The 22851-nt window shown below is 72.9% G+C and carries 17 protein-coding genes; 2 read left to right on the top strand and 15 right to left on the bottom strand.

Features of this window, described 5'->3' with window-relative positions:
• Nucleotides 1-131: 131 nt before the first annotated feature.
• From pyrF to CXY01_RS02520, 9 genes are all read right to left on the bottom strand, one after another.
• Entirely contained in the window at nt 132-977 is an 846-nt protein-coding gene (gene pyrF, locus CXY01_RS02560) for an orotidine-5'-phosphate decarboxylase (protein WP_146925466.1), read from the bottom strand.
• Complete coding sequence (gene carB, locus CXY01_RS02555; protein ID WP_146925465.1) at nt 974-4312, bottom strand: carbamoyl-phosphate synthase large subunit; 3339 nt, start codon at nt 4310-4312, stop codon at nt 974-976. The genes pyrF and carB overlap by 4 nt, the downstream gene beginning before the upstream one ends.
• Complete coding sequence (gene carA, locus CXY01_RS02550) at nt 4312-5481, bottom strand: glutamine-hydrolyzing carbamoyl-phosphate synthase small subunit (RefSeq protein WP_146925464.1); 1170 nt, start codon at nt 5479-5481, stop codon at nt 4312-4314. The genes carB and carA overlap by 1 nt, the downstream gene beginning before the upstream one ends.
• Nucleotides 5481-6011: a PH-like domain-containing protein gene (locus tag CXY01_RS02545; RefSeq protein ID WP_222594469.1), complete on the bottom strand. Its 531-nt coding sequence runs from the start codon at nt 6009-6011 to the stop codon at nt 5481-5483. The genes carA and CXY01_RS02545 overlap by 1 nt, the downstream gene beginning before the upstream one ends.
• A complete protein-coding gene (locus CXY01_RS02540; protein WP_146925463.1) occupies nt 6008-7330 on the bottom strand; it encodes a dihydroorotase in 1323 nt (440 codons plus the stop codon). The genes CXY01_RS02545 and CXY01_RS02540 overlap by 4 nt, the downstream gene beginning before the upstream one ends.
• A complete protein-coding gene (locus CXY01_RS02535) occupies nt 7327-8331 on the bottom strand; it encodes an aspartate carbamoyltransferase catalytic subunit (RefSeq protein WP_146925462.1) in 1005 nt (334 codons plus the stop codon). The genes CXY01_RS02540 and CXY01_RS02535 overlap by 4 nt, the downstream gene beginning before the upstream one ends.
• Complete coding sequence (gene pyrR / locus CXY01_RS02530) at nt 8328-8930, bottom strand: bifunctional pyr operon transcriptional regulator/uracil phosphoribosyltransferase PyrR (protein WP_146925461.1); 603 nt, start codon at nt 8928-8930, stop codon at nt 8328-8330. Before pyrR ends, CXY01_RS02535 begins: the two co-directional genes overlap by 4 nt.
• Before the next feature lie 79 nt (nt 8931-9009).
• Nucleotides 9010-10410, bottom strand: coding sequence for a pyridoxal phosphate-dependent decarboxylase family protein (locus CXY01_RS02525; RefSeq protein ID WP_146925460.1), 1401 nt, complete (start codon nt 10408-10410; stop codon nt 9010-9012).
• Nucleotides 10407-11807, bottom strand: a complete 1401-nt coding sequence (locus CXY01_RS02520; RefSeq protein ID WP_186813267.1) for an MFS transporter — start codon at nt 11805-11807, stop codon at nt 10407-10409. The genes CXY01_RS02525 and CXY01_RS02520 overlap by 4 nt, the downstream gene beginning before the upstream one ends.
• An 81-nt stretch (nt 11808-11888) precedes the next feature.
• On the opposite strand from CXY01_RS02520, the gene CXY01_RS02515 reads away from it, so the two are divergent.
• Nucleotides 11889-14186, top strand: a complete 2298-nt coding sequence (locus CXY01_RS02515; RefSeq protein ID WP_246124953.1) for a putative bifunctional diguanylate cyclase/phosphodiesterase — start codon at nt 11889-11891, stop codon at nt 14184-14186.
• A gap of 3 nt (nt 14187-14189) precedes the next feature.
• Here the strand turns inward: CXY01_RS02515 and CXY01_RS02510 are convergent, their stop codons facing one another.
• The 6 genes from CXY01_RS02510 to CXY01_RS02485 form a co-directional block, all read right to left on the bottom strand.
• A complete protein-coding gene (locus tag CXY01_RS02510; RefSeq protein ID WP_146925459.1) occupies nt 14190-15425 on the bottom strand; it encodes a sugar ABC transporter substrate-binding protein in 1236 nt (411 codons plus the stop codon).
• Between the two features lie 269 nt (nt 15426-15694).
• Nucleotides 15695-16111, bottom strand: a complete 417-nt coding sequence (gene nusB, locus CXY01_RS02505) for a transcription antitermination factor NusB (RefSeq protein ID WP_146925458.1) — start codon at nt 16109-16111, stop codon at nt 15695-15697.
• Nucleotide 16112: 1 nt separating this feature from the next.
• Entirely contained in the window at nt 16113-16676 is a 564-nt protein-coding gene (gene efp / locus CXY01_RS02500) for an elongation factor P (protein WP_146925457.1), read from the bottom strand.
• A gap of 146 nt (nt 16677-16822) precedes the next feature.
• Nucleotides 16823-17263, bottom strand: a complete 441-nt coding sequence (gene aroQ, locus CXY01_RS02495; protein ID WP_146925456.1) for a type II 3-dehydroquinate dehydratase — start codon at nt 17261-17263, stop codon at nt 16823-16825.
• Between the two features lie 49 nt (nt 17264-17312).
• Nucleotides 17313-18437, bottom strand: coding sequence for a 3-dehydroquinate synthase (gene aroB, locus CXY01_RS02490; protein WP_146925455.1), 1125 nt, complete (start codon nt 18435-18437; stop codon nt 17313-17315).
• A complete protein-coding gene (locus tag CXY01_RS02485) occupies nt 18430-19002 on the bottom strand; it encodes a shikimate kinase (RefSeq protein ID WP_371862742.1) in 573 nt (190 codons plus the stop codon). The genes aroB and CXY01_RS02485 overlap by 8 nt, the downstream gene beginning before the upstream one ends.
• Nucleotides 19003-19147: 145 nt before the next feature.
• Between CXY01_RS02485 and CXY01_RS02480 the strand changes: the two genes are divergently transcribed.
• On the top strand, nt 19148-22810 hold the full coding sequence (locus CXY01_RS02480) for a fibronectin type III domain-containing protein (protein WP_186813266.1): 3663 nt from the start codon (nt 19148-19150) through the stop codon (nt 22808-22810).
• Nucleotides 22811-22851 lie beyond the last annotated feature (41 nt).

Below are 22851 nucleotides of genomic sequence, written 5' to 3'. Positions count from 1 at the left end.
CTCGTCAGTGGGCCGGCGACCCACGTGAAGTGCGCGGGATCGTGAGAACGAAACTAGCGAGCACCACCCCGATCGGCAATGCGGACGGGCGTCCAGCGCCCCCGGACCTGCAGCGACACCGTGACACGAGCTCAGGACAGGGCCGCGGCCGCCTCGTCCGAGGCCCGTCGGGCGGCGGCCCGCAGCGACGCGACGTCCGGTCCGGCGGCGAGCACGCCGCGCGACGAGGAGGCGAGCACCTGCCGGCGTGCGGCGCCGAAGACCTGCGCCAGCTCGCGCGCTCCCCCGCCCTGGGCGCCCACGCCGGGCGCCAGCAGCGGACCGTTGACCGCCGCGAGGTCCACGCCGGTGCGACGCGCCGCGTCGCCGATGGTGGCGCCGACGACCAGACCGATCGAGCCGAGCGGCTCGACGCCCTCGTTCAGCGCACCCGCGCGTGCCGCGACACGGGCGGCGACCGTCACACCGTCGTCCGTCCGCGCGTGCTGGACCTCGTGGCCCTCCTTGTTGGAGGTGAGGCACAGCACGAACAGACCGCGTCCCGAGGACAGCGCCAGGTCGATCGCAGGGTCGAGCGAGCCGAACCCCAGGTACGGCGAGATGGTCAGCGCGTCGCCGGCGAGCGGGGAGCCGTCGCGCAGGAACGCGTCCGCGTACGCACCCATCGTGGAGCCGATGTCGCCGCGCTTGGCGTCGACGATCACGAGCGTCCCCGTGTCGCGGCCCGCCGCGACGACCTCCTCGAGGACCGCGACCCCCGCGGAGCCGTGGCGCTCGAAGAAGGCGGCCTGCGGCTTGACCGCCGCCACCCGCCCACCGACCGCCTCCAGGACGCGCAGGGCGAACGAGCGGACCCCGGACGCGTCGTCCGGGAGCCCCCACGCCTCGAGGAGGCTCTGGTGCGGGTCGATCCCGACGCAGAGCGGCCCGGAGGCGTCCATGGCGGCGGCGAGGCGCGCCCCGAACGGCACGATCATGCGCGGGCCGCCGCGCGCGCCTGCCGCCGCACCAGGGCGGCGGCGTCGTGCTCCTGGAGGCTGGTGACGCGGAACGGCCCCGCCTGCCGCGCCTCGATGGCCTGCACCGCCGCGCCGAGCTGCTGCACGGTGGTCACCATGGCCTTGTCCGCCGCGGTGCTCGCCGCGCGGATCTCGTAGCCGTCGGCGCGCGCGCCCTGTCCCGACGGGGTGTTCACGACGATGTCGACCTCTCCCGCGGTGATGAGGTCGACGATCGTCGGCTCCCCCGACTCGCCGCGTCCCGACGAGTACTTGCGCACGACGGTCGACGAGATGCCGCTCCGGTGCAGGACGGCCGCCGTGCCCTCGGTCGCGAGGATCTCGAAGCCCAGCTCGGCCAGGCGCTTGACCGGGAAGACGATCGAGCGCTTGTCGCGGTCCGCCACCGAGATGAAGGCACGCCCGCCCGTGGGGAGGCCACCGAACGCGGCGTCCTGAGACTTGGCGAACGCGGTCGGGAAGTCGACGTCGAAGCCCATGACCTCGCCGGTCGAGCGCATCTCCGGCCCGAGCACGGTGTCGACGACCACGCCCTCCTTGGTGCGGAACCGCTTGAACGGCAGCACCGCCTCCTTCACCGCGATGGGCGAGTCGAGGTCGAGCACACTCGCGTCGTCGACCGGGAGGATGCCCAGGGCCCGCAGGTCCGCGATGGACCGGCCGGCCATGACCAGCGCCGCCGCCTTCGCCAGGGAGACGCCCGTCGCCTTGGAGACGAACGGCACCGTGCGCGACGCGCGGGGGTTGGCCTCGAGCACGTAGAGGACGTCGGAGACGAGCGCGAACTGGATGTTGAGGAGCCCGTGCACGCCGACACCGCGGGCGATGGCCTCGGTGGACAGCCGGATCCGCTCGAGCTCCGACGCCGACAGCGTCACCGGGGGCAGGGTGCAGGCCGAGTCGCCGGAGTGGATGCCGGCCTCCTCGATGTGCTCCATGACCCCGCCGAGGAACAGCTCGGTCCCGTCGAACAGCGCGTCGACGTCGATCTCGATGGCGTCGTCGAGGAAGCGGTCGATCAGCAGGGGCGGCAGGGTCCCCGCGCGCCCACCGTCGGCGGCGTTGTCGAGCGCGCGCTGGACGTACTCGTTGAGCTGGGGCTCGTCGTAGACGATCTCCATGCCGCGTCCGCCCAGCACGTAGCTCGGGCGCACCAGGACGGGGAAGCCGATCCGGCGCGCCGTGTCGCGCGCCCCGGCCTGCGTCGTCGCGGTCCCGAAGGCCGGGGCCGGCAGCCCGGCGGCCTCGAGGACCTTGCCGAACTCGCCGCGGTCTTCGGCGGCGTCGATGGCCGACGGCGACGTCCCCAGGATCGGCAGGCCGGCGTCGGCGAGCCGCTGCGCGAGCGACAGCGGCGTCTGCCCGCCGAGCGTGACGATGAGGCCCTCGACCGGCCCCGCGGCCAGCTCCGCGTGGTACACCTCGAGCACGTCCTCGAACGTGAGGGGCTCGAAGTACAGGCGGTCGGACGTGTCGTAGTCGGTCGAGACCGTCTCGGGGTTGCAGTTGACCATCACGGTCTCGTACTCGCCCTTGAGCGCCAGTGCGGCGTGCACGCACGAGTAGTCGAACTCGATGCCCTGGCCGATCCGGTTGGGCCCGGAGCCGAGGATGAGGATCGCGGGCCGCGTGCGCGGGGCGACCTCCGTCTCCTCGTCGTAGGACGAGTAGTGGTACGGCGTGCTGGCGGCGAACTCCGCCGCGCAGGTGTCCACGGTCTTGAACACCGGCCGCAGCCCGACCGCGTGCCGGACGCGACGGACGGCGTCCTCCGACGTGCGCCGCAGCGTCGCGACCTGTGCGTCCGACAGGCCGTGCCGCTTCGCGTGGAGCAGCACCTCACGGGTCAGCGCGCCGGCGGTGCGGGTCTGCTCCGCCACCTCGTTGATCAGCTGGATCTGGTCGAGGAACCAGGGGTCGATGCCCGTGAGCTCGTAGACCTTCTCCAGCGACACCCCGGAGCGGAGCACCTGCTGCACGTCGACCAGGCGGTGCTCGGTCGGCCGGGAGATCGTCGCGACGAGCGCGTCGAGCGCGTCGCCCGTCAGCGCGTCGCCGGCCCAGTGGAAGACCGAGTCCTTCTTGTCGATCGAGCGCATGGCCTTGCCGAGCGCCTCGCTGAAGTTGCGGCCCAGGGCCATGGCCTCGCCGACCGACTTCATGGTGGTGGTCAGGGTGTCGTCCGCGGCCGGGAACTTCTCGAACGCGAACCGCGGGACCTTGACGACGACGTAGTCGAGCGTGGGCTCGAACGAGGCGGGCGTGGAGCCACCCGTGATGTCGTTGGGGATCTCGTCCAGCGTGTAGCCGACGGCGAGCTTGGCGGCGATCTTGGCGATCGGGAAGCCCGTCGCCTTCGACGCCAGCGCCGACGAGCGCGACACGCGCGGGTTCATCTCGATGACGACGATGCGGCCGGTGGACGGCTCGATGGCGAACTGGATGTTGCAGCCGCCCGTGTCGACCCCGACCTCGCGGATGACCGCGATGCCGATGTCGCGCAGCCGCTGGTACTCGCGGTCGGTCAGGGTCAGCGCCGGCGCGACCGTCACCGAGTCGCCCGTGTGCACGCCGACGGGGTCGACGTTCTCGATCGAGCAGACGACCACGACGTTGTCGTGCTTGTCCCGCATGAGCTCGAGCTCGTACTCCTTCCAGCCGAGGATCGACTCCTCCAGGAGCACCTCGGTGGTCGGCGAGTAGTGCAGGCCCTGGCCGGCGATGCGGCGCAGGTCCTGCTCGTCGTAGGCGATGCCGGAGCCGAGACCGCCCATCGTGAAGGACGGGCGGACGACGACCGGGTACCCGAGGTCGTCCACGGCGGCGAGGGCGTCCTCGATCGTGTGCACGATGGCGGAGCGGGCGCTCTCGGCGCCGCAGACCTCCACGACCTCCTTGAACTGCTCGCGGTCCTCGCCCTTCTGGATGGAGGCGATGTTGGCGCCGATGAGCTCGACGTCGAACTTCTCCAGCACGCCGGCCTCGTCGAGCGCGATCGCCGCGTTGAGCGCCGTCTGGCCGCCCAGGGTGGGCAGGATCGCGTCGGGGCGCTCCTTGGCGATGATCGTCGTGAGGATCTCCGTGGTGATCGGCTCGACGTAGGTGGCGTCGGCGAACTCCGGGTCCGTCATGATCGTGGCCGGGTTGGAGTTGACCAAGATGACCCGCAGGCCCTCCTCCTTGAGCACGCGGCACGCCTGCGTCCCCGAGTAGTCGAACTCGCAGGCCTGGCCGATGACGATCGGGCCGGACCCGATGACCAGGACGCTGTTGATGTCTGTGCGCCGAGGCATCAGGCGTCACCCTTCTTCTGGTTCGTGGGATCGGCCATCAGGTCGACGAAGCGGTCGAAGAGGTAGGCGGCATCGTGCGGGCCGGCCGCGGCCTCCGGGTGGTACTGGACCGAGAACGCCGGCAGGTCGAGCGCCCGCAGGCCCTCCACCACGTCGTCGTTGAGGTCGACGTGGCTGACGACGACCCGGCCGTACCGGCCGCCGTCGTGCGGTGCGACGGACTCCCCGTCGAGGGGCGCGTCCACCGCGAAGCCGTGGTTGTGCGCGGTGATCTCGACCTTGCCCGTGGCACGGTCCATGACCGGCTGGTTCACGCCGCGGTGGCCGTAGCCCAGCTTGTAGGTGCCGTAGCCGAGCGCCCGGCCGAGCAGCTGGTTGCCGTAGCAGATGCCGAAGAACGGGATCCTGCGGTCCAGCACGTCGCGGAGCAGCTCGATCTCGTGCGTCGCCGCCGACGGGTCGCCGGGGCCGTTGGAGAAGAACACGCCGTCCGGTGCGGTCGCGAGGACGTCGTCGATGGTCGCGTGCGACGGCAGGACGTGGACCCGGACGCCGCGCTCCGCCAGGCGCTGCGGCGTCATGGACTTGATGCCGAGGTCGACCGCAGCGACCGTGGCGACGTGCTCGCCGACGGGCTCGACGACGTACGCGGAGTCGGTGGACACCTCGCCCGCCAGGTCGGCGCCGGCCATCGCCGGTGCCGCCAGCACGTCGTCGAGGAGCTCGTCGTCGGGACGCCGCTCACCGTTCTCGTCGAGCAGGGCGGCACCCGAGAAGATGCCGGCGCGCATCACGCCGCGCTCACGCAGGTGGCGGGTGAGCGCGCGGGTGTCGACGTCGCTGATCCCCACGACGTCCTGGGCGACCAGGTCGTCGTCGAGCGTGCGCAGCGAACGCCAGTTGGACGCCCGCCGTGCGGGGTCGCGGACCACGTAGCCCGCGACCCAGATCCGGGTCGACTCGTCGTCCTCGTCGTTGACCCCCGTGTTGCCGATGTGCGGCGCGGTCATCACGACGATCTGCCGGTGGTACGACGGGTCGGTGAGCGTCTCCTGGTACCCGGTCATGCCGGTGTTGAAGACGATCTCGCCCAGCGTGGACCCTTCGGCACCGTAGGCGCGGCCCCGGAAGGTCCGGCCGTCCTCCAGCATCAGCACGGCGTCAGTCATCAGCTTCCCTCCTGCGCGGGCGCCTGGCCCGGGGTCAACGTCTCGAGTGCGGCGAGGAGCCGCTCGCGGTCGGCGGCGTGCTTCGGGCGGAGCCCCGTGTCGAGGCCGCGTGAGTCGGCCGGGTCGGCCTGCCAGGTGAGCACGACGAGACCCTCTCCCCCGACGACCTTGCCCGCCATGCCGGGTGCACCGGCCGCCGCGCGCAGCGCCGCGGCGGGCACGAAGAGGTCGGTGGCGCCCTGGCGGCTGATCCGGACGCCGGCGTCGAACACGGCGACCTGTGCGGGGCTGCGCACGCCCAGGCCCTGCGCGGTGACGCGGTCGAGCCAGTCCCCCGCCCGGGTGGTCGACACGTACGTGGCGTCGACCGGCCCGAGGCGGGCCGCCCCGAGGTCGGACGGCGCCTCCGGCAGCGAGGTGACCAGCGCCGAGGACCGTCGGGTCCGTGCACGCCAGCCGGCGCGCATCCCCCAGAACACGACCAGGACCACCAGGAGCAGGACGACCGTCGAGAGCGCCTGGCGGGTCACGAGCTGACCACCACGCTCTCGTCGCACGCCGACCCGTCCATGACGGTCGCGCGGCCGCGCAACCAGGTCGCGATGACGCAGCCCGACAGCTCGCGTCCCCGGAACGGCGAGTTGACGCTGTGCGTGGCCTGCTCCTCCGGCACGACGACCCGGCGGATGCCCGGGTCGACGAGGGTCACGTTGGCAGGCTCCCCCACCGCGATGGGGCGGCCGTGGTCGGTGACGCGGCCGATGCGCGCGGGGGTGGTCGAGAGCACCCGCGCGACGTCGGCCCAGGTCATGCGACCGGTGTCGACCATCGTCTCCTGCACCACCGAGAGCGCCGTCTCGAGCCCGGTCATGCCGAACGCCGCGGCGCCCCACTCGCAGTCCTTGTCCTCGCGCGTGTGCGGCGCGTGGTCGGTGGCGACGATGTCGATCGTGCCGTCGGCCAAGCCCTCGCGGACCGCCTCGACGTCGCGCTGCGTGCGCAGGGGCGGGTTCACCTTGAACACCGGGTCGTACCCACGGGCCAGCTCGTCGGTGAGGATCAGGTGGTGCGGCGTGACCTCGGCCGTGACGTCGATGCCCCGCGACTTGGCCCAGCGGATGATCTCGACGGACCCGGCCGTCGACAGGTGGCAGACGTGCAGGCGCGAGCCGACGTGCTCGGCGAGCAGCACGTCCCGGGCGATGATCGCCTCCTCGGCGACCGCGGGCCAGCCGGCCAGCCCGAGCTCGGCGGAGACGACGCCCTCGTGCATCTGGGCGCCCTCGGTGAGCCGGGGCTCCTGGGCGTGCTGGGCGATGACGCCGTCGAACGCCTTGACGTACTCCAGCGCGCGCCGCATCACCACCGGGTCGTGGACGCACCGGCCGTCGTCGGAGAACACGCGCACCTGGGCGGCGGACTCGGCCATGGCGCCGAGCTCGGCGAGCCGCTCGCCCTCCAGGCCGACGGTGACCGCGCCGACGGGGCGCACGTCGACCCAGCCGGCGTCGCGACCGAGGCGCCAGACCTGCTCCACGACGCCCGCCGTGTCCTGGGTGGGTGTCGTGTTGGCCATCGCGTGCACCGCGGTGAACCCGCCCATCGCCGCGGCACGGGTACCCGAGCGGACGGTCTCGGCGTCCTCCCGGCCCGGCTCGCGCAGGTGCGTGTGCAGGTCGACCAGCCCGGGCAGCAGGATCAGACCGCTGCCGTTGATGATGACCGCGTCCGCACCGGCCTGCGGCTCGGCGTCGGCCCCGATCGCTGCGATCACGCCGCCGGCGAGGAGCACGTCGGTCGTGCCCTCGCCCAGCGGGCTGACGTCCCGCAGCAGGTAGTTCTTCGTCACGCGTCCACCTTCGTCTCGTCGGTCGTGGCAGCTGCTCGAGCGGGGGCGTCGCCGCCCGCGAGCAGCAGGTACAGGACGGCCATGCGGACCGCCACGCCGTTGGCCACCTGCTCGACGATGACGGCACGCGTGGAGTCCGCCGCGTCGGCGGAGATCTCCAGGCCGCGGTTCATCGGGCCGGGGTGCAGCACGATCGCGTGCTCGGGAAGCAGGGCCAGGCGGCGCGCATCGAGCCCGTAGCGACGGGTGTACTCCAGCGGGCTGGGGAAGAACCCGCCGCCCGCGCTCGACATCCGCTCGCGCTGGACGCGCAGCATCATGATCGCGTCCGGCTTCTCGTCGGCCAGGACCTCGTCCAGGTGGTACGAGACACGGGCCGGCCAGGCGCCGACCCCGACGGGGAGCAGCGTCGGCGGCGCGACCAGGACGACCTCGGCGCCGAGGGTGTGCAGGAGGTGCACGTTCGACCGCGCGACGCGGCTGTGCAGCACGTCACCGACGATGGCGACCCGCAGGCCGGCCAGGTCGCGTCCGGTCACGTCGCCGGGGCCCGCCAGGTGCCGGCGCAGCGTGTACGCGTCGAGCAGCGCCTGCGTGGGGTGCTGGTGCATCCCGTCGCCCGCGTTGATGACCGCACCGTCCGTCCAGCCCGACGTCGCGAGCGTGTGCGGCGCCCCGGACGCGTGGTGCCGGATCACGACGGCGTCCGCGCCCATCGCCTGCAGGGTGAGCGCGGTGTCCTTGAGCGACTCCCCCTTGGAGACGCTGGAGCCCTTGGCGGAGAAGTTGATGACGTCCGCGGACAGGCGCTTCGCGGCCGTCTCGAACGAGATGCGCGTGCGGGTGGAGTCCTCGAAGAAGAGGTTGACCACCGTGCGACCCCGCAGCGTGGGGAGCTTCTTGATCTCGCGCCCCTGCGTGGCGGCCATCGACCCGGCCGTGTCGAGGATGCGGACGGCGTCGGCGACGTCGAGGTCGGCGGTGGACAGCAGGTGCTTCATCGCGCGCCTCCCTCGATGAGGACGGCGTCGCGACCGTCGCACTCCGCGACCAGCACCCGCACCCGCTCGCTGGTCGAGGTGGGCAGGTTCTTGCCGACGTAGTCGGCGCGGATCGGCAGCTCGCGGTGGCCGCGGTCCACCAGGGCCGCCAGCTGCACCGCGCGCGGGCGGCCGAGGTCGCTGATCGCGTCGAGGGCGGCACGGATGGTGCGGCCCGAGTAGAGGACGTCGTCCACCAGCACGACCACCTTGCCGTCCAGGCCGCCGCCGGGGATGTCCGTGGCGCCGATGGTCCGGGTCGGGTGGTGCGCGAGGTCGTCGCGGTACATCGTCACGTCGAGGCTGCCCACCAGCAGGGCCGGGTCCAGACCGGGCTCGACGGCGACGAGGCGCTCCGCCAGCCGGCGGGCGAGCGGCAGGCCACGGGTGGGGATGCCCAGCAGGACGACGTCGGAGCCGCCCTTGTTGCGCTCGAGGATCTCGTGCGCGATGCGGGTCAGGGCCCGGTTGATCTCCGGGGCGCCGAGGACCACGTTGGCGTCGTCGTCGACGCTGTCGGGTGCGGGTGCAGATCCGGGCGCGGGCGTGCCACTGCTCATGTGACGCAGGCTCCTTCCCCGCCTCACAGGACGGGTCTTAAAGGAATGTCTCGCCGAGCACTCTAGCGTGCCCGGAGCCTCACTCCTGCGACGGGTCGATCGCCGCCGCCAGCACCGCGACCAGGAGGGGGTGCACGACCTCGCCCGGCAACGCCTCGAGCGTGGCCATGACCCCCGCGAGCTCGTCGGGCAGCCCCTCGGTCAGCACGCGCCCGGCGAGCGAGGCGTCCGGCACGGCGGCCGGCCGGCCACGCACCTCGTCGGCAGCCGCGACCAGAGCCTGCACAAGCTCCTCGACGACGCGGTGCGTCACGGCGGTCACGGTCAGGTGGGCGGTTCGCGGCAGGACCGAGCCGTCCGCCTGGACCATGGCCGGCTGCGCCTGGAGCAGGAACCCCCGGCGCCGGACGGCGTCGACGAGCGTGAACGGGTCGACCTGCTCGGCCGCGGAGCCGTCGGCGGCGAGGGCGACCAGCGGACCGGTGGGAGCTCCGACGACGCGCAGCCCGGGGATGGCGGCGGCCACCTCGACCAGGCGGTCGGTGGCCGTCCGCGTGACGCCGACGAGGTCCGCCAACCCGTCCGTCCCCAGCACCTGCAGGACCGCCCACGCGGCGGCCATCGAGCCGGCACCGCGCGAGCCCAGCATCGTCGGGTTGACCACGGGGTACCCGGGCCAGGCCGTCGTCGCGAAGTACTGGGCGTGGTGCCTGCCGCGCTCCCGGTACAGCACCACCGACGCACCCTTGGGCGCGTAGCCGAACTTGTGCAGGTCCGCCGAGATCGACGTGACACCGGGCACGGCGAGGTCCCACGGCTGGTCGACGCCGCCCCACCAGGGCAGGACCCAGCCGCCGACGCACGCGTCCACGTGGCACGCGACACCTCGCGCGGCCGCGCCCGCAGCGACCTCGGCGACCGGGTCGATGGCGCCGAACGGGTAGCTCGGCGCACTGACGACGACGAGGGCCGTCCGCCCGTCGACCGCGGCAAGCACGTCGGCGGCCGACGGCGTGCCCGTCGCCGGGTCCACCGGCACGGGGACGACGTCGAGGTCCAGGTAGTGCGCGGCCTTGTGGAACGCCGGGTGCGCGGTGGTCGGCAGGACGAGCGTGGGCCGCGCGTGCGCACGCTCGGGCTCCGCCGCGCGCCACAGGTCGCGGGCGGACTTCACCGCGAGCATGCACGACTCGGTGCCGCCGGACGTGACGGACCCGACGGTCCCCTCGTCGCCGTGCAGCACGTCGCGCGCGAACGCGACGATCCGCCGCTCGAGCGCCGCGACCGACGTGAACGTCGTCGGGTCGAGCCCGTTCACGGGCAGGAACAGGCGGACCGCCTGCGCGGCGACCTCGTCCAGGTCGGGACGACCGGGGTCGTACACGTAGGACAGCACGCGCCCGCCGTGCGTCGGAGGGTCGGCGGCCCGCAGCGCGGCGAGGTCGGCCAGGACGTCGTCGGCCGGGCGTCCGGTGCTCATGAGCGGGTCTCCTTCGAGGGGATGACGGACGCGTCGACGACAGCCTCCGACAGCGGGTAGCGCGCCAGCGGCAGCAGGCTCAGGAACGCGAGGGCAGCGGGCAGCACGGAGAAGGCCACGACGATCCCGGTCAGTGCGGACGCGGGCTGGTCGACGACCGCGTCACCGGTACGGGACACGAAGCCCGTGACGGCGAGCATGCCGAGCACGAGCGTCGGCCCCAGGGCGAGCCCGGCGGTCTCCCCCGCCGTCCAGACCCCACTGAGGACGCCGGCGCGGTCGACCCCGCGCTCGCGGGCGTCCACCGAGGCCACGTCCGGCAGCATCGCCAGCGGGTACAGCTGCATCCCCGCGTACGCGAGACCCGCCAGCGCGACGGAGACGTAGACCCAGCCGCCCGGCGCCCAGCGCATGGGCAGCAGCGAGAGGGCGGCGACCGCGAAGAGCGTCGTCGCGCCGGCGAGCGCCCTCCGCTTGCCGATCCGGCGGCTCAGCCGGGTCGCCAGCGGCATCACCAGCAGCGCGGGAGCGACGAGCGCGGCGAACAGGAACGTCACCGCCCCCTCGGAGCCGAGCGCGTAGGTGGCGACGTACTGCGCACCGGCGAGCATCGCTCCGGTGGCGAGCGCCTGGAGCACGAAGGTCGACAGCAGGCGGCGGAACGCGGGCAGCTCGCGCAGCGTCGCGACCCCGAGCCGGAGCGCGTCACCGCGGCGCTCCGGGCGGGGCGCGACGGGCGGCGCGGCCGCGGCCACGGCGATGCCCGCTCGGCGGGGTGCACCCCACCAGGCCGCGAGCATCCCCAACCCGATGACGAGCCCGCCGACCAGTCCCATCACGGCATAGCCCGCGCGACCGCCGCCCGCTGCGTCGCGCACGAGCGGACCGCCCGCACCGAACGCGAGGATCGCGACGGCGAGCACCGCGATCCGGGGCGCGAGCAGCCGGGTCCGGGAGTCGTAGTCGGGCGCGATCTCGGCCGGGAGCGCTATGTACGGCACCTGGAACACGCTGAACGCGGTCGCCGCGGCGACGAACGCGACGACCACCCACGCGGCCGCGGCCGGGCCGCTCAGTGCCCTCGGCGTGGCGAAGAGCGCCGCGAACAGCAACGGGAGGCAGAGGGCGCCCGCGAGCAGGAACCGGCGCCGGCTCCCGTGCCGTGCCGCGGAGACGTCGGACCGCGCGCCGATCAGGGGGTCGATCACGACGTCCCAGATCTTCGGCACCGTCACGACCAGGCTCGCGAGACCGGCAGCCACCCCGAGCGTGTCCGTCAGGTAGTACGCGAGCACCAGGCCGGGCAGGGTCCCGAACCCGCCGGTGCCGACGGAACCCAGCGCGTAGCCGACGACGGTGCGCCGCGGCAGCACGACGGGGACGGAGGTCGAGGTCACCGCTGCATGATGCCAGCACGGTTGTCCCCGTCACCCGGATGCCACGTCATCCCGCGGTGGGCAGGTGACGATTCCTCCTTCGTGCTCGGAACCGTTCCCGCGTGGGTCACCGTGCTGCAGCTGCTCGCTGCAGGTCTGGTCGCCGGCTTCTGCGCGCTCCAGTGGGTGTGGTGGCGCGGCGAGGTCCGGCCCGCCAGCGCCGCGTGGTCGCTCGCCTGGTCGCTGGTGATGTCGCTCATCCTGCTCGGCGGTGGGCTGTACGCGCTGACGACGCCCGGCTCGGTGCGCGACGTCCTCGTCTTCGTCCACGCGCAGCTGGTGGCGGCCTTCGTGGTCATGGCGATCCCCGTGACGCGGGCGATCGCGGGCGGACCCAGGATCCGCTACTGGCTCTGGGCGGCGGTCGCGCTGTTCGTCACCCGGGCCGTCCTGTGGTGGGTCCCTCTCGACCGGTACATCGCCGACGCCGAGGTCCTCGCCGCGGCGCTGCTGCTCGTGCCGACGGCCGTGGTCGTGTCGTACGTGGTCGTCGCCGTCGGCCGCACCAGCCTGACCAGGCTCGGCTCGCTGCTCGTGGTCGCCGGCGCCGAGTCCCTCGCGCTGTTCACCGCGAGCGTCGTCGTCCACGACCACGCCTCGGGTGCCATGTTCGGTGCGCTGTGGGCCATCCCGCTGGCCGTCGGCATCGAGGTGCTCGCGCTCAAGCGGCTCCGTGACGCGCAGGACGACGCGGCCCGGCAGAACCAGATGCGCGACGCCCTGGCCCGTCTGGCCAACTCGGCCTGGTTCATCAAGGACGCCGACGCCCTGCTGCTCACGGCACGGGACGAGGCCCGCACGATCCTGAGCGACCCCAGCATCGAGGGTTCCCTGCGGCCGATCGCGCGGGACCGCTTCGTCACCGAGCTGTTCTCGTCGGAGAAGGTCGAGCACCCGCCGCAGGCCCGGACGTTCCTCATCGACCTCGCCCAGATCGTCTCCGCCGCTGCCGAGCGCTACCAGCTGGGCGAACGCCTGCACGTCACCGCGTTCGCCGACCCCCTCACGCGCCTGCCGAACCGGCGGGCCGTCGAGGAGCACCTGCTGGCGATGCTCGAGCGGGCGAACGTCGAGCGCACGCGCGTGTCGCTCATCTACTGCGACCTCGACGGGTTCAAGCGCGTCAACGACTCGTTCGGCCACGCGCACGGCGACGCGCTCCTGGTGCGGGTCGCGGAGTACCTGCGCAACGCGCTCGCGGAGTACGACTCCTACGTCGGACGGGTCGGCGGCGACGAGTTCGTCATCGTGCTCGCTCGCGCTCCCCAGGACGTCGACCTGGTCGTCATCGCGCGCTCGATCCGGGAAGGCTTCATCGACCGCAACGGAGGCAGCCGCCCCGCGCGCCTCACGGTCGGCGTGGCCACCTGGCTGCCGGGCGACGTCGTCGACGCGGATGCGCTGGTCCGGCACGCGGACACGGCGATGCTCGAGGCCAAGCGGTCGCGGTCCGGGTTCCGCGTCTTCGACCGGGCGCTCCGGCGCCGCGTCGAGGCGGAGCGGCACCAGCGGGCGGCGCTCGAGGCCGCCGTCGCCGAGGGTCACTTCACCGCGTACTTCCAGCCGATCGTCGACGCCGAGACCCTGGAGATCGTCCAGGTCGAGGCGCTCGCGCGGTGGGACCACCACGGCAACCTCATCCTCCCCGCCGACTGGCTGGAGCTGGCCGAGGAGTCCGGCCTCATCGTGCCGATCGGGCTCGAGATCCTCCGGCAGGGCCGGCGCGCCCTCGAGCGCTTCCAGATGCCCGTCTCGGTGAACATCGCCGCGCGGCAGCTGGCGGAGCCGGACGCGCTCGAGCAGATCGAGACGGCCTGGGGCGACGCCTTCTGGGAGCACCTGACCCTCGAGATCACCGAGAGCGCGCTGGTGCAGACGTCGTCGGCCGTGCCGGTGCTCTCCGAGCTGCGGGCCCGGGGCGCCCGGATCGCCGTCGACGACTTCGGCACGGGGTACAGCTCGCTGGCCCGCATCGCCCGCCTCCCCGTCGACGAGCTGAAGATCGACAGGTCGTTCGTGCGGGACATGGGCACCGAGCGCGGCCGCGGGGTCGTGCGCGCGATCGTGGCGCTGGCGAGCACCCACGGCCTGGCCGTCGTCGCCGAGGGCGTCGAGACACCGCACCAGCTCACCGCGCTCGCCGACATGGGCGTCACGCGCGTGCAGGGCAACTTCCTCGGTCGGGCGGCACCGAACCTCCCCGTCCGCGGACCGCGGCCGGCCACCGGGGCGACCGCGATCGTGCCCGAGCGCTCCCGCTCCCTGCGGGCGATCGGGGTGCCCACGCCGAACGCTAGCCGCGACGGCTCGCGGCTGGCGACGGTGCGGCGGCGCGGCTGACGGCTACTCGCCGACCGCCCCCGAGGCGATGGCACCCGAGATGCTGGACACCAGGTCGTCCCAGAGCAGGTGCGGGTCGCCGTCCCGGGCGATCACGAGGTGCTCCGCGCCTCCCCAGTACGTCCAGACGGCGGCCATCTGCGGGATGGACGGCATCGGCGCACCGTCGGCCCCGGCGGCGGAGAACCCGCGCACCACCGCGTCGTCGGTGATCTGCTCGACCGCCGCGCGCAGAGCGGGTGCGCGCCCGCTGTCCTGGTAGAGCGCCACCTGCGCCTCCGGGGTGGTCAGGAAGCGGGTCACGAAGTCGACGGACTCCGTCGGGCGCAGGCTCCCGCTGTTGACGAACGCGCCCTGAACGCCGACAAACGGCTGGGACGGCAGCGGCCCCGCCGCGGGGACCGGCAGCACGCTGATCCGCAGGCCGGCGTCCAGGAACTCCCCCGTGCTCCACGGTCCCGTCACGATGTACGGCGACCGGCCCGCCAGGAACGCCGCCCTGGCCACGTCCGCGGTGATCGCCGGGCTCAGCACGCCGCGCTCCCCCAGCGACGCGAGGTAGTCCGCCCACGCGTGCCCGGCGTCTCCTCCGAGGGCCAGCTCGTCGGAGTACGAGCCGTCCTCGTGGGTGGCGAAGACCGGCGCACCGAACGAGGTCTGCAGCGGGTAGAGGTGGTACGGGTCGCTCGACGCCTCGGTCTGCTGCACCAGCACCGGGTAGTCGGCGGCACCCTCCCGCACCAGCGCCTCGCCCTGCGCGACGAGCTCGTCGAACGCGGCGGGCGTCGTGGAGGCCAGCGCGTCGTTGCGCACGAGCGCCACGTTCTCGGTGGACAGGGGGACGCCGTAGGTGACGTTGTCGTACGCCATGGCCTCGACCGCGACCGGCACGAACGCGGCGGGGTCGGGGAGGTCGATCGCCAGGACGCTGCCGGCGACGACGAGCGCGCCCAGCCAGTCGTGCGCACCGACGAGGACGTCCGGGCCGTCGCTCCTCTCCGCGGCGCGGGCGAAGTCGTCACGGATCGTCTCGTTGTCCCGGCCGACGACCTCGACGGCGATCCCGGTCGCGGCGGTGTACTGCTGGCCCAGTGTCTCCAGCGCCGCGGCGCGCGACTCGTCGGCCCACACGGTGATGACCGGGTCGAGCTGCCACGGGTCCTGCGCGGCGTCCGCCGAGCAGGCGGCCAGGGGCAGCACGGTGGCGACGAGGGCGAGGTGACGGATGCGACGGTGCATCGGGCGCTCCAGGTGGGTCGGCGGGCGACGACCCGTCGTCGGGCTGTCGCGTGCTGACGCTAGGGACGCCGCGGCACCTGCGCAACAAGTTGCTGCAACTTGCAAGCGCGCGTGCTCGTGAACTTCCGGCCCGCACCTGCGGGTTCGCTCGCCGACGGCCGCCGACGATCACCCGGACGGCCGCCGACCCGGTCAACGCGACCTTTCGCCCGTCTCCGGACGCAACGACGCCCGCGCACCGACAGCGGTGCGCGGGCGTCGTCCAGGCGTCAGGCCAGAAGGGTCGGCTTCAGGTCCACGATCCGGCCCAGCAGACCGTTGACGAACTGCGGGGACTCGTCCGTGGACAGCGACCGGGCGAGCTCGACCGCCTCGTCCACCGCCACGGCGTCCGGCACGTCCTCGTTGAAGAGGACCTCCCAGGTGCCCAGGCGCAGCAGCGCCCGGTCCACGGCGGGCATGCGGTCGATGGTCCAGCCGTGCGCGTGCGTCGCCAGCAGCTCGTCGATGCGGTCCTGCTCCGCGATCACACCCTCGACCAGGTCGACGGAGTACTGGGGCAACGACGTCTCGGTGCCGGGCTGGGCGATGCGGTCGGCCAGCAGGACGGCGGGGTCGATCCCGCGCTGGTCCGCCTCGAAGAGGACGTCGAGGGCCCGCTTGCGGGCCTTGGAGCGAGCGCCCACCTCAGTCGTTCACGCGGCCGAGGTAGCTCCCGTCGCGGGTGTCCACCTTGACCTTCGTGTTGGCCTCGAGGAACAGCGGCACCTGGATCTCGTAGCCCGTCTCCAGCGTCGCGGGCTTGGTGCCGGCGGACGAGCGGTCGCCCTGGAGGCCCGGCTCGGTGTAGGTCACCTCGAGGATCACCGACGGGGGCAGCTCGACGTAGAGCGGCACGCCCTCGTTGGTGGCGACCATCGCGTTCTGGTTCTCCAGGAGGAAGTGGGCGACGTCGCCGACCGTGGTCTCCGAGACGTGGATCTGGTCGTAGTTGTCCGTGTCCATGAACACGAAGTCCGTGCCGTCCTTGTACAGGTACTGCATGTCGCGCTTGTCGACGTTCGCCGTCTCGACCTTCAGGCCGGCGTTGAACGTCCGGTCGACGACCTTGCCGGACAGGACGTTCTTCAGCTTGGTGCGGACGAACGCGCCACCCTTGCCGGGCTTGACGTGCTGGAACTCGATCACGGTCCACAGCTGGCCGTCGATCTTCAGCACGGTGCCGTTCTTGAGGTCGTTGGTGGTCGCCACGATCGTCGCTTCCTGTCGAGTGAGCTTCTGGGTGGTCCGCCCGAGGCGCGGCCCCGTCCGGCGCTCTCAGGCGCTGGCGAAGGGCGTGCGCGGCGTCGACGGCCGCAGACCGCCTACCATCGTACCCGTGCAGGCGGGATGCCCCCTCACAGGCGGGAGGCGATCGCCTCCAGCGCCAGCCGGTAGCCCTCCACGCCGAACCCCGCGATCGTGCCCGTCGCGATCGGACCGATGACGGACACGTGCCGGAACGCCTCACGGGCGTACGGGTTGGACAGGTGCACCTCGACCAGCACCAGTCCCGCGTGCGTGATCTGGGCCGCCGCGTCCCGCAGCGCGTAGGAGTAGTGCGTGAAGGCCGCCGGGTTCAGGGCGACGTGCGCCCGCGCGTCCACGGCCTCGTGCAGCCAGCCGACCAGCGCCGACTCGTCGTCGGTCTGCCGCACCTGCGCGTCGAGCCCCAGGTCGGCGGCCCACTTCTCGACCGCCGACGCGAGCTCGTCGTGCGTGGTCGAGCCGTAGACCTCGGGCTCGCGCACGCCCAGGCGCCCGAGGTTCGGACCGTTGAGCACCAGGACGCGCGTCATGGTCGGGAGCCTAGGGCGACCCGGGCCCGGACGCAGCGAGCCGCGCGGGTCACAGGGAGATCGCTCGTGAGGGTGCCGGCGCGCCCTCGCTCACCTCGGCGTACGCGGCGGCCAGCAGGGTCGGGTCGGGACCCTCGAGGCGGACCGGCCTGCCGACGTCCTCCAGGACGACGAACCGCAGCAGGTCACCACGCGTCTTCTTGTCGCGGCGCATCGCGGCGAGCAGGCGCTCCCACCGGTCACCGCGGTAGGTCACGGGCAGCCCGAGCGACGTCAGGATCGACCGGTGCCGGTCCACCACCTCGTCGGGCAGCCGGCCCGCGAGCCGGGCCAGCTCGGCGACGTAGACCATCCCGACCGAGACGGCCGCGCCGTGCCGCCACTGGAACCGCTCGACGTGCTCGATGGCGTGCGCGAACGTGTGGCCGTAGTTGAGGATCTCCCGCAGCCCGCCCTCGCGCAGGTCCTGCTCGACCACCCGGGCCTTCACCACGACGGCCCGCTCGATGAGCTCCAGGAGGACCGGCGAGGCCACGGCGGTCGCCGGGTCGGTCAGCGTCTGCGCGTGCTCCTCCACCAGCTCGAGGATCCGCGGGTCGGCGATGAACCCGCACTTGACCACCTCGGCCAGGCCGGCCACGAAGTCGTGCCGCGGCATCGACTCGAGCGCGGCCACGTCGCACAGGACGCCCGCCGGCGGGTGGAAGGCGCCGACCAGGTTCTTGCCCTCCGCAGTGTTGATGCCCGTCTTGCCTCCGACGGCCGCGTCGACCATCGCCAGGACGGTCGTCGGCACCTGGACCACCCGGATCCCCCGCAGCCAGGTCGCCGCCACGAACCCGCCGAGGTCGGTCGTCGCACCCCCGCCCACGGCCACGATCGCGTCCGAGCGCGTGAAGTCGGCCTGCCCCAGCACCTGCCACAGGAACGCGGCGACCTGCGCGGTCTTGGCCTCCTCGGCGTCCGGCACCTGTGCGACGAACGCCTCGTAGCCGTGCGCCCGGAGGTCCTCGCGGATCACGTCGGCCGTGGCGGCCAGCGCCGCAGGGTGGACCACCAGGACCCGACGGGCGTCGGGGCCGACCAGCCCCGGGAGCGCCCCGAGCAGGTTGCGGCCCAGGACCACGTCGTACGGGTGCTCACCGGCGACGTGCACGGTGCGGGTCTCAACCACGGTCGGCCTCCTCGGTGGCAGCGGTACGGGCGGCGGCGAGCTCCTGCTCGATCCGCTCGGCGACGTCGATCGGTCGCAGGGCGTCCGTCACCACCGTGAGGGTCGCGAGCGACTCGTAGACCGGGCGGCGCGCGTCCATGAGCGCCTGCCACTGGGCGCGCGGGTTGCCGAGCAGCAGTGGTCGGGACTGGTTGAAGCCGACGCGCGGGGCCGCATGGGCCAACGAGACGTCGAGGAACACGATGACCCCGCCTGCGTCCCGGTACGCCTCGAGCGCGGCGCGGCTGGCGGGATCGAGCACGGCTCCCCCGCCCAGGGCGAGGACCCCGTCGTGCTCGGCGAGAGCGGTCACGACGGCGTCGCGCTCCAGGGCACGGAAGTGCGGCTCGCCGTCGTCGACGAAGATCTCCGCGACGGTCTTGCCCGCGGTCGTCTCGACGTCGCCGTCGGTGTCCCGCGAGGCGAGCTGCCAGCGCTCGGCGAGGGCGAGGGCGACGGACGACTTGCCCGACCCCGGCGGGCCGACGAGGACGAGTCGCGGGGCGGTCGAGGCAGCAGCGGGCACAGCCAGCAGGGTAGTGCGCCGTGGGGGCACCGCCGCACGGGCGACCGCCGGAGAAAGTTTGCCCGGGGCGCTCAACACGGTCGCCCGGAATGCCGAGAAGAGACGGGACCGCTGTATCTACGCGCGCCTCGGAGGCCACGCTGTGTTGAGACGTCCCCTTGCCGCGATCGTGACCGGTGCCCTGGCGGCGTCGCTCATGGTCGCCGGCGCGCTCCCGGCCCAGGCCGCCGCCGTCGACGCCCCGCAGACGCGCGACGCGGCCGTCGACTCCGACGGCGACCTCCGGCTGAGCTGGGAGCCGACCCCGGGCGCCAGCGCCTACAAGGTCGAGGTCGCGACGACGCCCACGTTCGACGCGGGCACCGTCATCGGCGGCGTCGAGACGTACGCGGTGACGTGGGTGCCGTCCACGGTGCTCAGCGCCACGGAGGCTCGCACGCTCTACTGGCGCGTCGCCGCGTTCAGCAGCGGGACCTCGGCGACCTCGCGGGGCAGCTACTCCGCGGCCCAGTCCTTCGACACCGACGCCATGGCGGTCCCCGAGCTCGTGCGCCCGGCAGACGCCGGCACCGTGAACTACCCGACGCCGGTCACGTTCGGGTGGGAGCCGGTCCCCGGCGCGGTCAGCTACACGCTGCAGCACTCCCCCGACAGCTCGTTCCCCACCGAGACCGTCCGTCCGCTCGTGACGACCACGGCCACGAGCTACACCCCGGACGTCCCGCTCGAGCGCACCACGGGCGGCGAGATCATCACCTGGAACTGGCGCGTCCGCGCCAACTTCTACTCCGGCACCGCGACCGAGATCGTCGGTCGCTGGTCGACCGGCTCGACCTTCACGGTCGACTGGCCGGCGGCCGCCTCGCGGCCGTCGCTGCTCACGCCCGCGAACTGGACCTCGCCGAGCAACCCCGCCATCTCGGACGTCGTGTTCTCCTGGTCCCCGGTGGCCGGGGCCGCGAAGTACGAGGTCGTCGTCGGCGTCTCCAAGAACGACGCCGGGACCCTCGTCACGGGCACGCTCCCCGGCGCGGGCGGCACCACCTCGGCGACCACGCTCGTCCCCGAGGTCGCTCTGCTGGACCAGAACTACTTCTGGCAGGTCGTCGCCTATGACACCGCCGGCCGTGCAGGCGCCCCGTCGGCGATCCGCCAGTTCCAGAAGCAGTGGGGCGGGCAGACGACCCCGACCGTCACCGTCGGCGCGCCGACGACGTACCCCGTGCCCGAGGTCGGCGGTCCTGACATGTTCAACGCGCCCGCGGTGAGCATCGACAACCTCCACCTCTCGTGGAAGCCCGTCCCCCGCGCCACCATGTACGAGGTCGAGGTCGTTCCCCTCAACGGCGACCCCCGCCTGACCTGTCACACGGCGTCGACGTCCGTGACGGTGATCGAGGAGTACATCTCCGGTGCGGGTCTGCCCAGCGCCCTCGACGGCGCCGACGACTGCCTGTGGACCCAGACCCCGACCGAGCGCATCCAGGAAGGCAACACCTACCGCTGGCGCGTGCGCGCGGTCGACTACTCCGGGGCCGCGACGACCTCCATCAAGAACTCGATGCCGGTCGGCACGGTGGTCAGCGACTGGTCCGACCCCGAGGACGCCGGTCACCCCGACCGTGCTCGCTACGTGCGGGTGACGGACCGTGTGGTGACGTCGGCGCTCGGCTCCGAGCCCGACACGGAGGCGTTCGCGGCGCAGTACGTGGCCGGTCAGCCCTCGCCGGTGTTCTCCTGGAACCCCACCGCCGGTGCCGACGGGTACGACGTCACGATCGCGACGAACGCCGCCATGACGACGCAGGTCGCGACGATCCGCACGCAGGGCACCGTGCTGCGCGCCACCGGGGTCTTCGACGACAACACGACCGGGCTGCCCTACTACTGGCAGGTGCGCCCGCTGGTGCACATCGGGAACTCGATCGCGTACATCGCGGACGGGTCGTCGAGCCACCCGAGCTGGGTCAAGGGGTCCACCGCGACCGACCTCGTCGGCGTGGCCAACCCTGTCGCGGTCTCGGCCGACGGCACCACGGTCCTGTCCTGGCGCCCCCAGGGCGCGAGCGCACCGCTGGACGGCGGTTCGCGCGGGTACCTCGTCTCCATCCTCAACGCCGACGGCACCTCGGTCGGCACCGAGAAGGTCGAGTACCCCTCGTACGTGGCCCAGAACCCCGCCACGGGCAAGCCCCTCAAGGACGGCTCGTACAAGTTCACCGTCGCACCGCTCGACGCCAACGGGACCCCGGGCCGGGCGTTCGCGCCGCCCCGCGACTTCACCGTGGCGACGCCCAAGCCCGTGGCGGCCAGCCCGGTGGTCGGGTCGTCCAGCGTGATGCTGCGCTGGACCACGCCCACGGCTGCCACGCGCTACGAGGTCGAGTACTGGAACGCGGCGACGCCCGGCACCAAGATCAAGGTCGGCGGCACGAACCTCAACAAGCAGACCGCGATGACGGTCAAGGAGCTGGCGCCCGGCACGTACGGGTGGCACGTCCGGTCCGTCGACGAGGCCGGCGGGTTCTCCCCGTGGAGCAACGACGCGACGGCGGTCATCGCGCAGCGGAGCCCCCTGCTGACGACGGGTGACGGGACGGTGCTGTCGACCGCCCACCGCGTCCTCGACTGGGAGCCCGTACCGGGCGCGTCGCGCTACATCGTCCAGTGGGCGAACACGTCGGGAGGGGTGGCGACCGCGATCGGCTACGAGACCGTCGCGACGTCCTTCGCCCTCCCGACAGCCGTCGCCTACGGCACGACGTACTCGTGGAAGGTCCGGGCGGTCTACGAGAAGTACAGCTCCTCGACCGGCACGACGCGCGTCTCGCTGGGGACGTCCGCCGAGAGCACGTTCGGCACCCGCACCGTTCCCGGCATCCCGACGGTCCAGAAGCCGACCGTCAGCGGTCGCGACCTGAACGTCGCCTGGACGCTGCTCACGGGGTCCGCCGCAGGGACGCAGAGCGGCGTGACGGGCTACGTCGTCCGGTACCGCGTCAAGGCCACGCCGGAGAACGAGTGGACGCTGCTCTACCCGACGTCGTCGACGGTCGCGGCGAGCAAGCTGCTCACCGGCCTGGAGCCGAACACCACGTACGAGGTGGGTGTCGGTGCGGTCTCGGCCGAGGGCCAGGGCCAGTGGTCGACGACCGTCGTCAACACGACCGCCGGTCCCCCCGCGGCTCCGACGGCGCTCGTCCTCACGCCGGGCGCGAACACCCTGAAGGTGGCGTGGAAGCTCCCGGCCAACGGCGGGTCCCCCCTCACCGGGATCCTGCTGCGCTACCAGCGCACGTCGGGCGGCGCGTGGACCGAGGTCCCGCTGCTCCCGAGCAGCACCAGCTACACGATCAACGACCTGACCGCGAACACCGGCTACCTCGTCGAGGTCATGGCCAGCAACGCGATCGGCACCGGCCCGGCGGCGACGGCCGACGCGATCGTCGCGACCCCGCCGGGGGTGCCGACCGGGATCACGTACACCCGTGGCAGCGGCTTCGTCCAGCTGTCGTGGAAGGCTCCGACGAGCACGGGGGGCTCGCCGCTGACCGGCTTCGTGATCGAGCAGCGCGAGTACAACCGCACGACAGCCACGTGGGGTGCCTGGTCCACCAGGGTCACGGTGCCCGGCACCACGCTCACCTACAAGGTGGCAAGTCTCACCAACGGCACGACCTACGGTCTCCGCGTCCGCGCGAAGACGGCGCTCGGCACCGGGTCGCCGTCGTCCTCCGTACAGGCGACCCCGGCCAAGCCGCCGAGCACGACGAGCGGGATGAAGGCGAAGAGCTCGGGCTGGTCGTGATCCACCCTTCGCCGGGCGTCGGCTGCTGAGCCGCCCGGCAC

The sequence above is a fragment of the Cellulomonas xylanilytica genome, assembly GCF_007989805.1.
In the GTDB taxonomy this organism is placed as follows: Bacteria; Actinomycetota; Actinomycetes; order Actinomycetales; family Cellulomonadaceae; genus Cellulomonas; species Cellulomonas xylanilytica.
The sequence above is the reverse complement of the archived record's forward strand: the minus strand, read 5'-3'. Positions and strand labels throughout refer to the sequence as shown.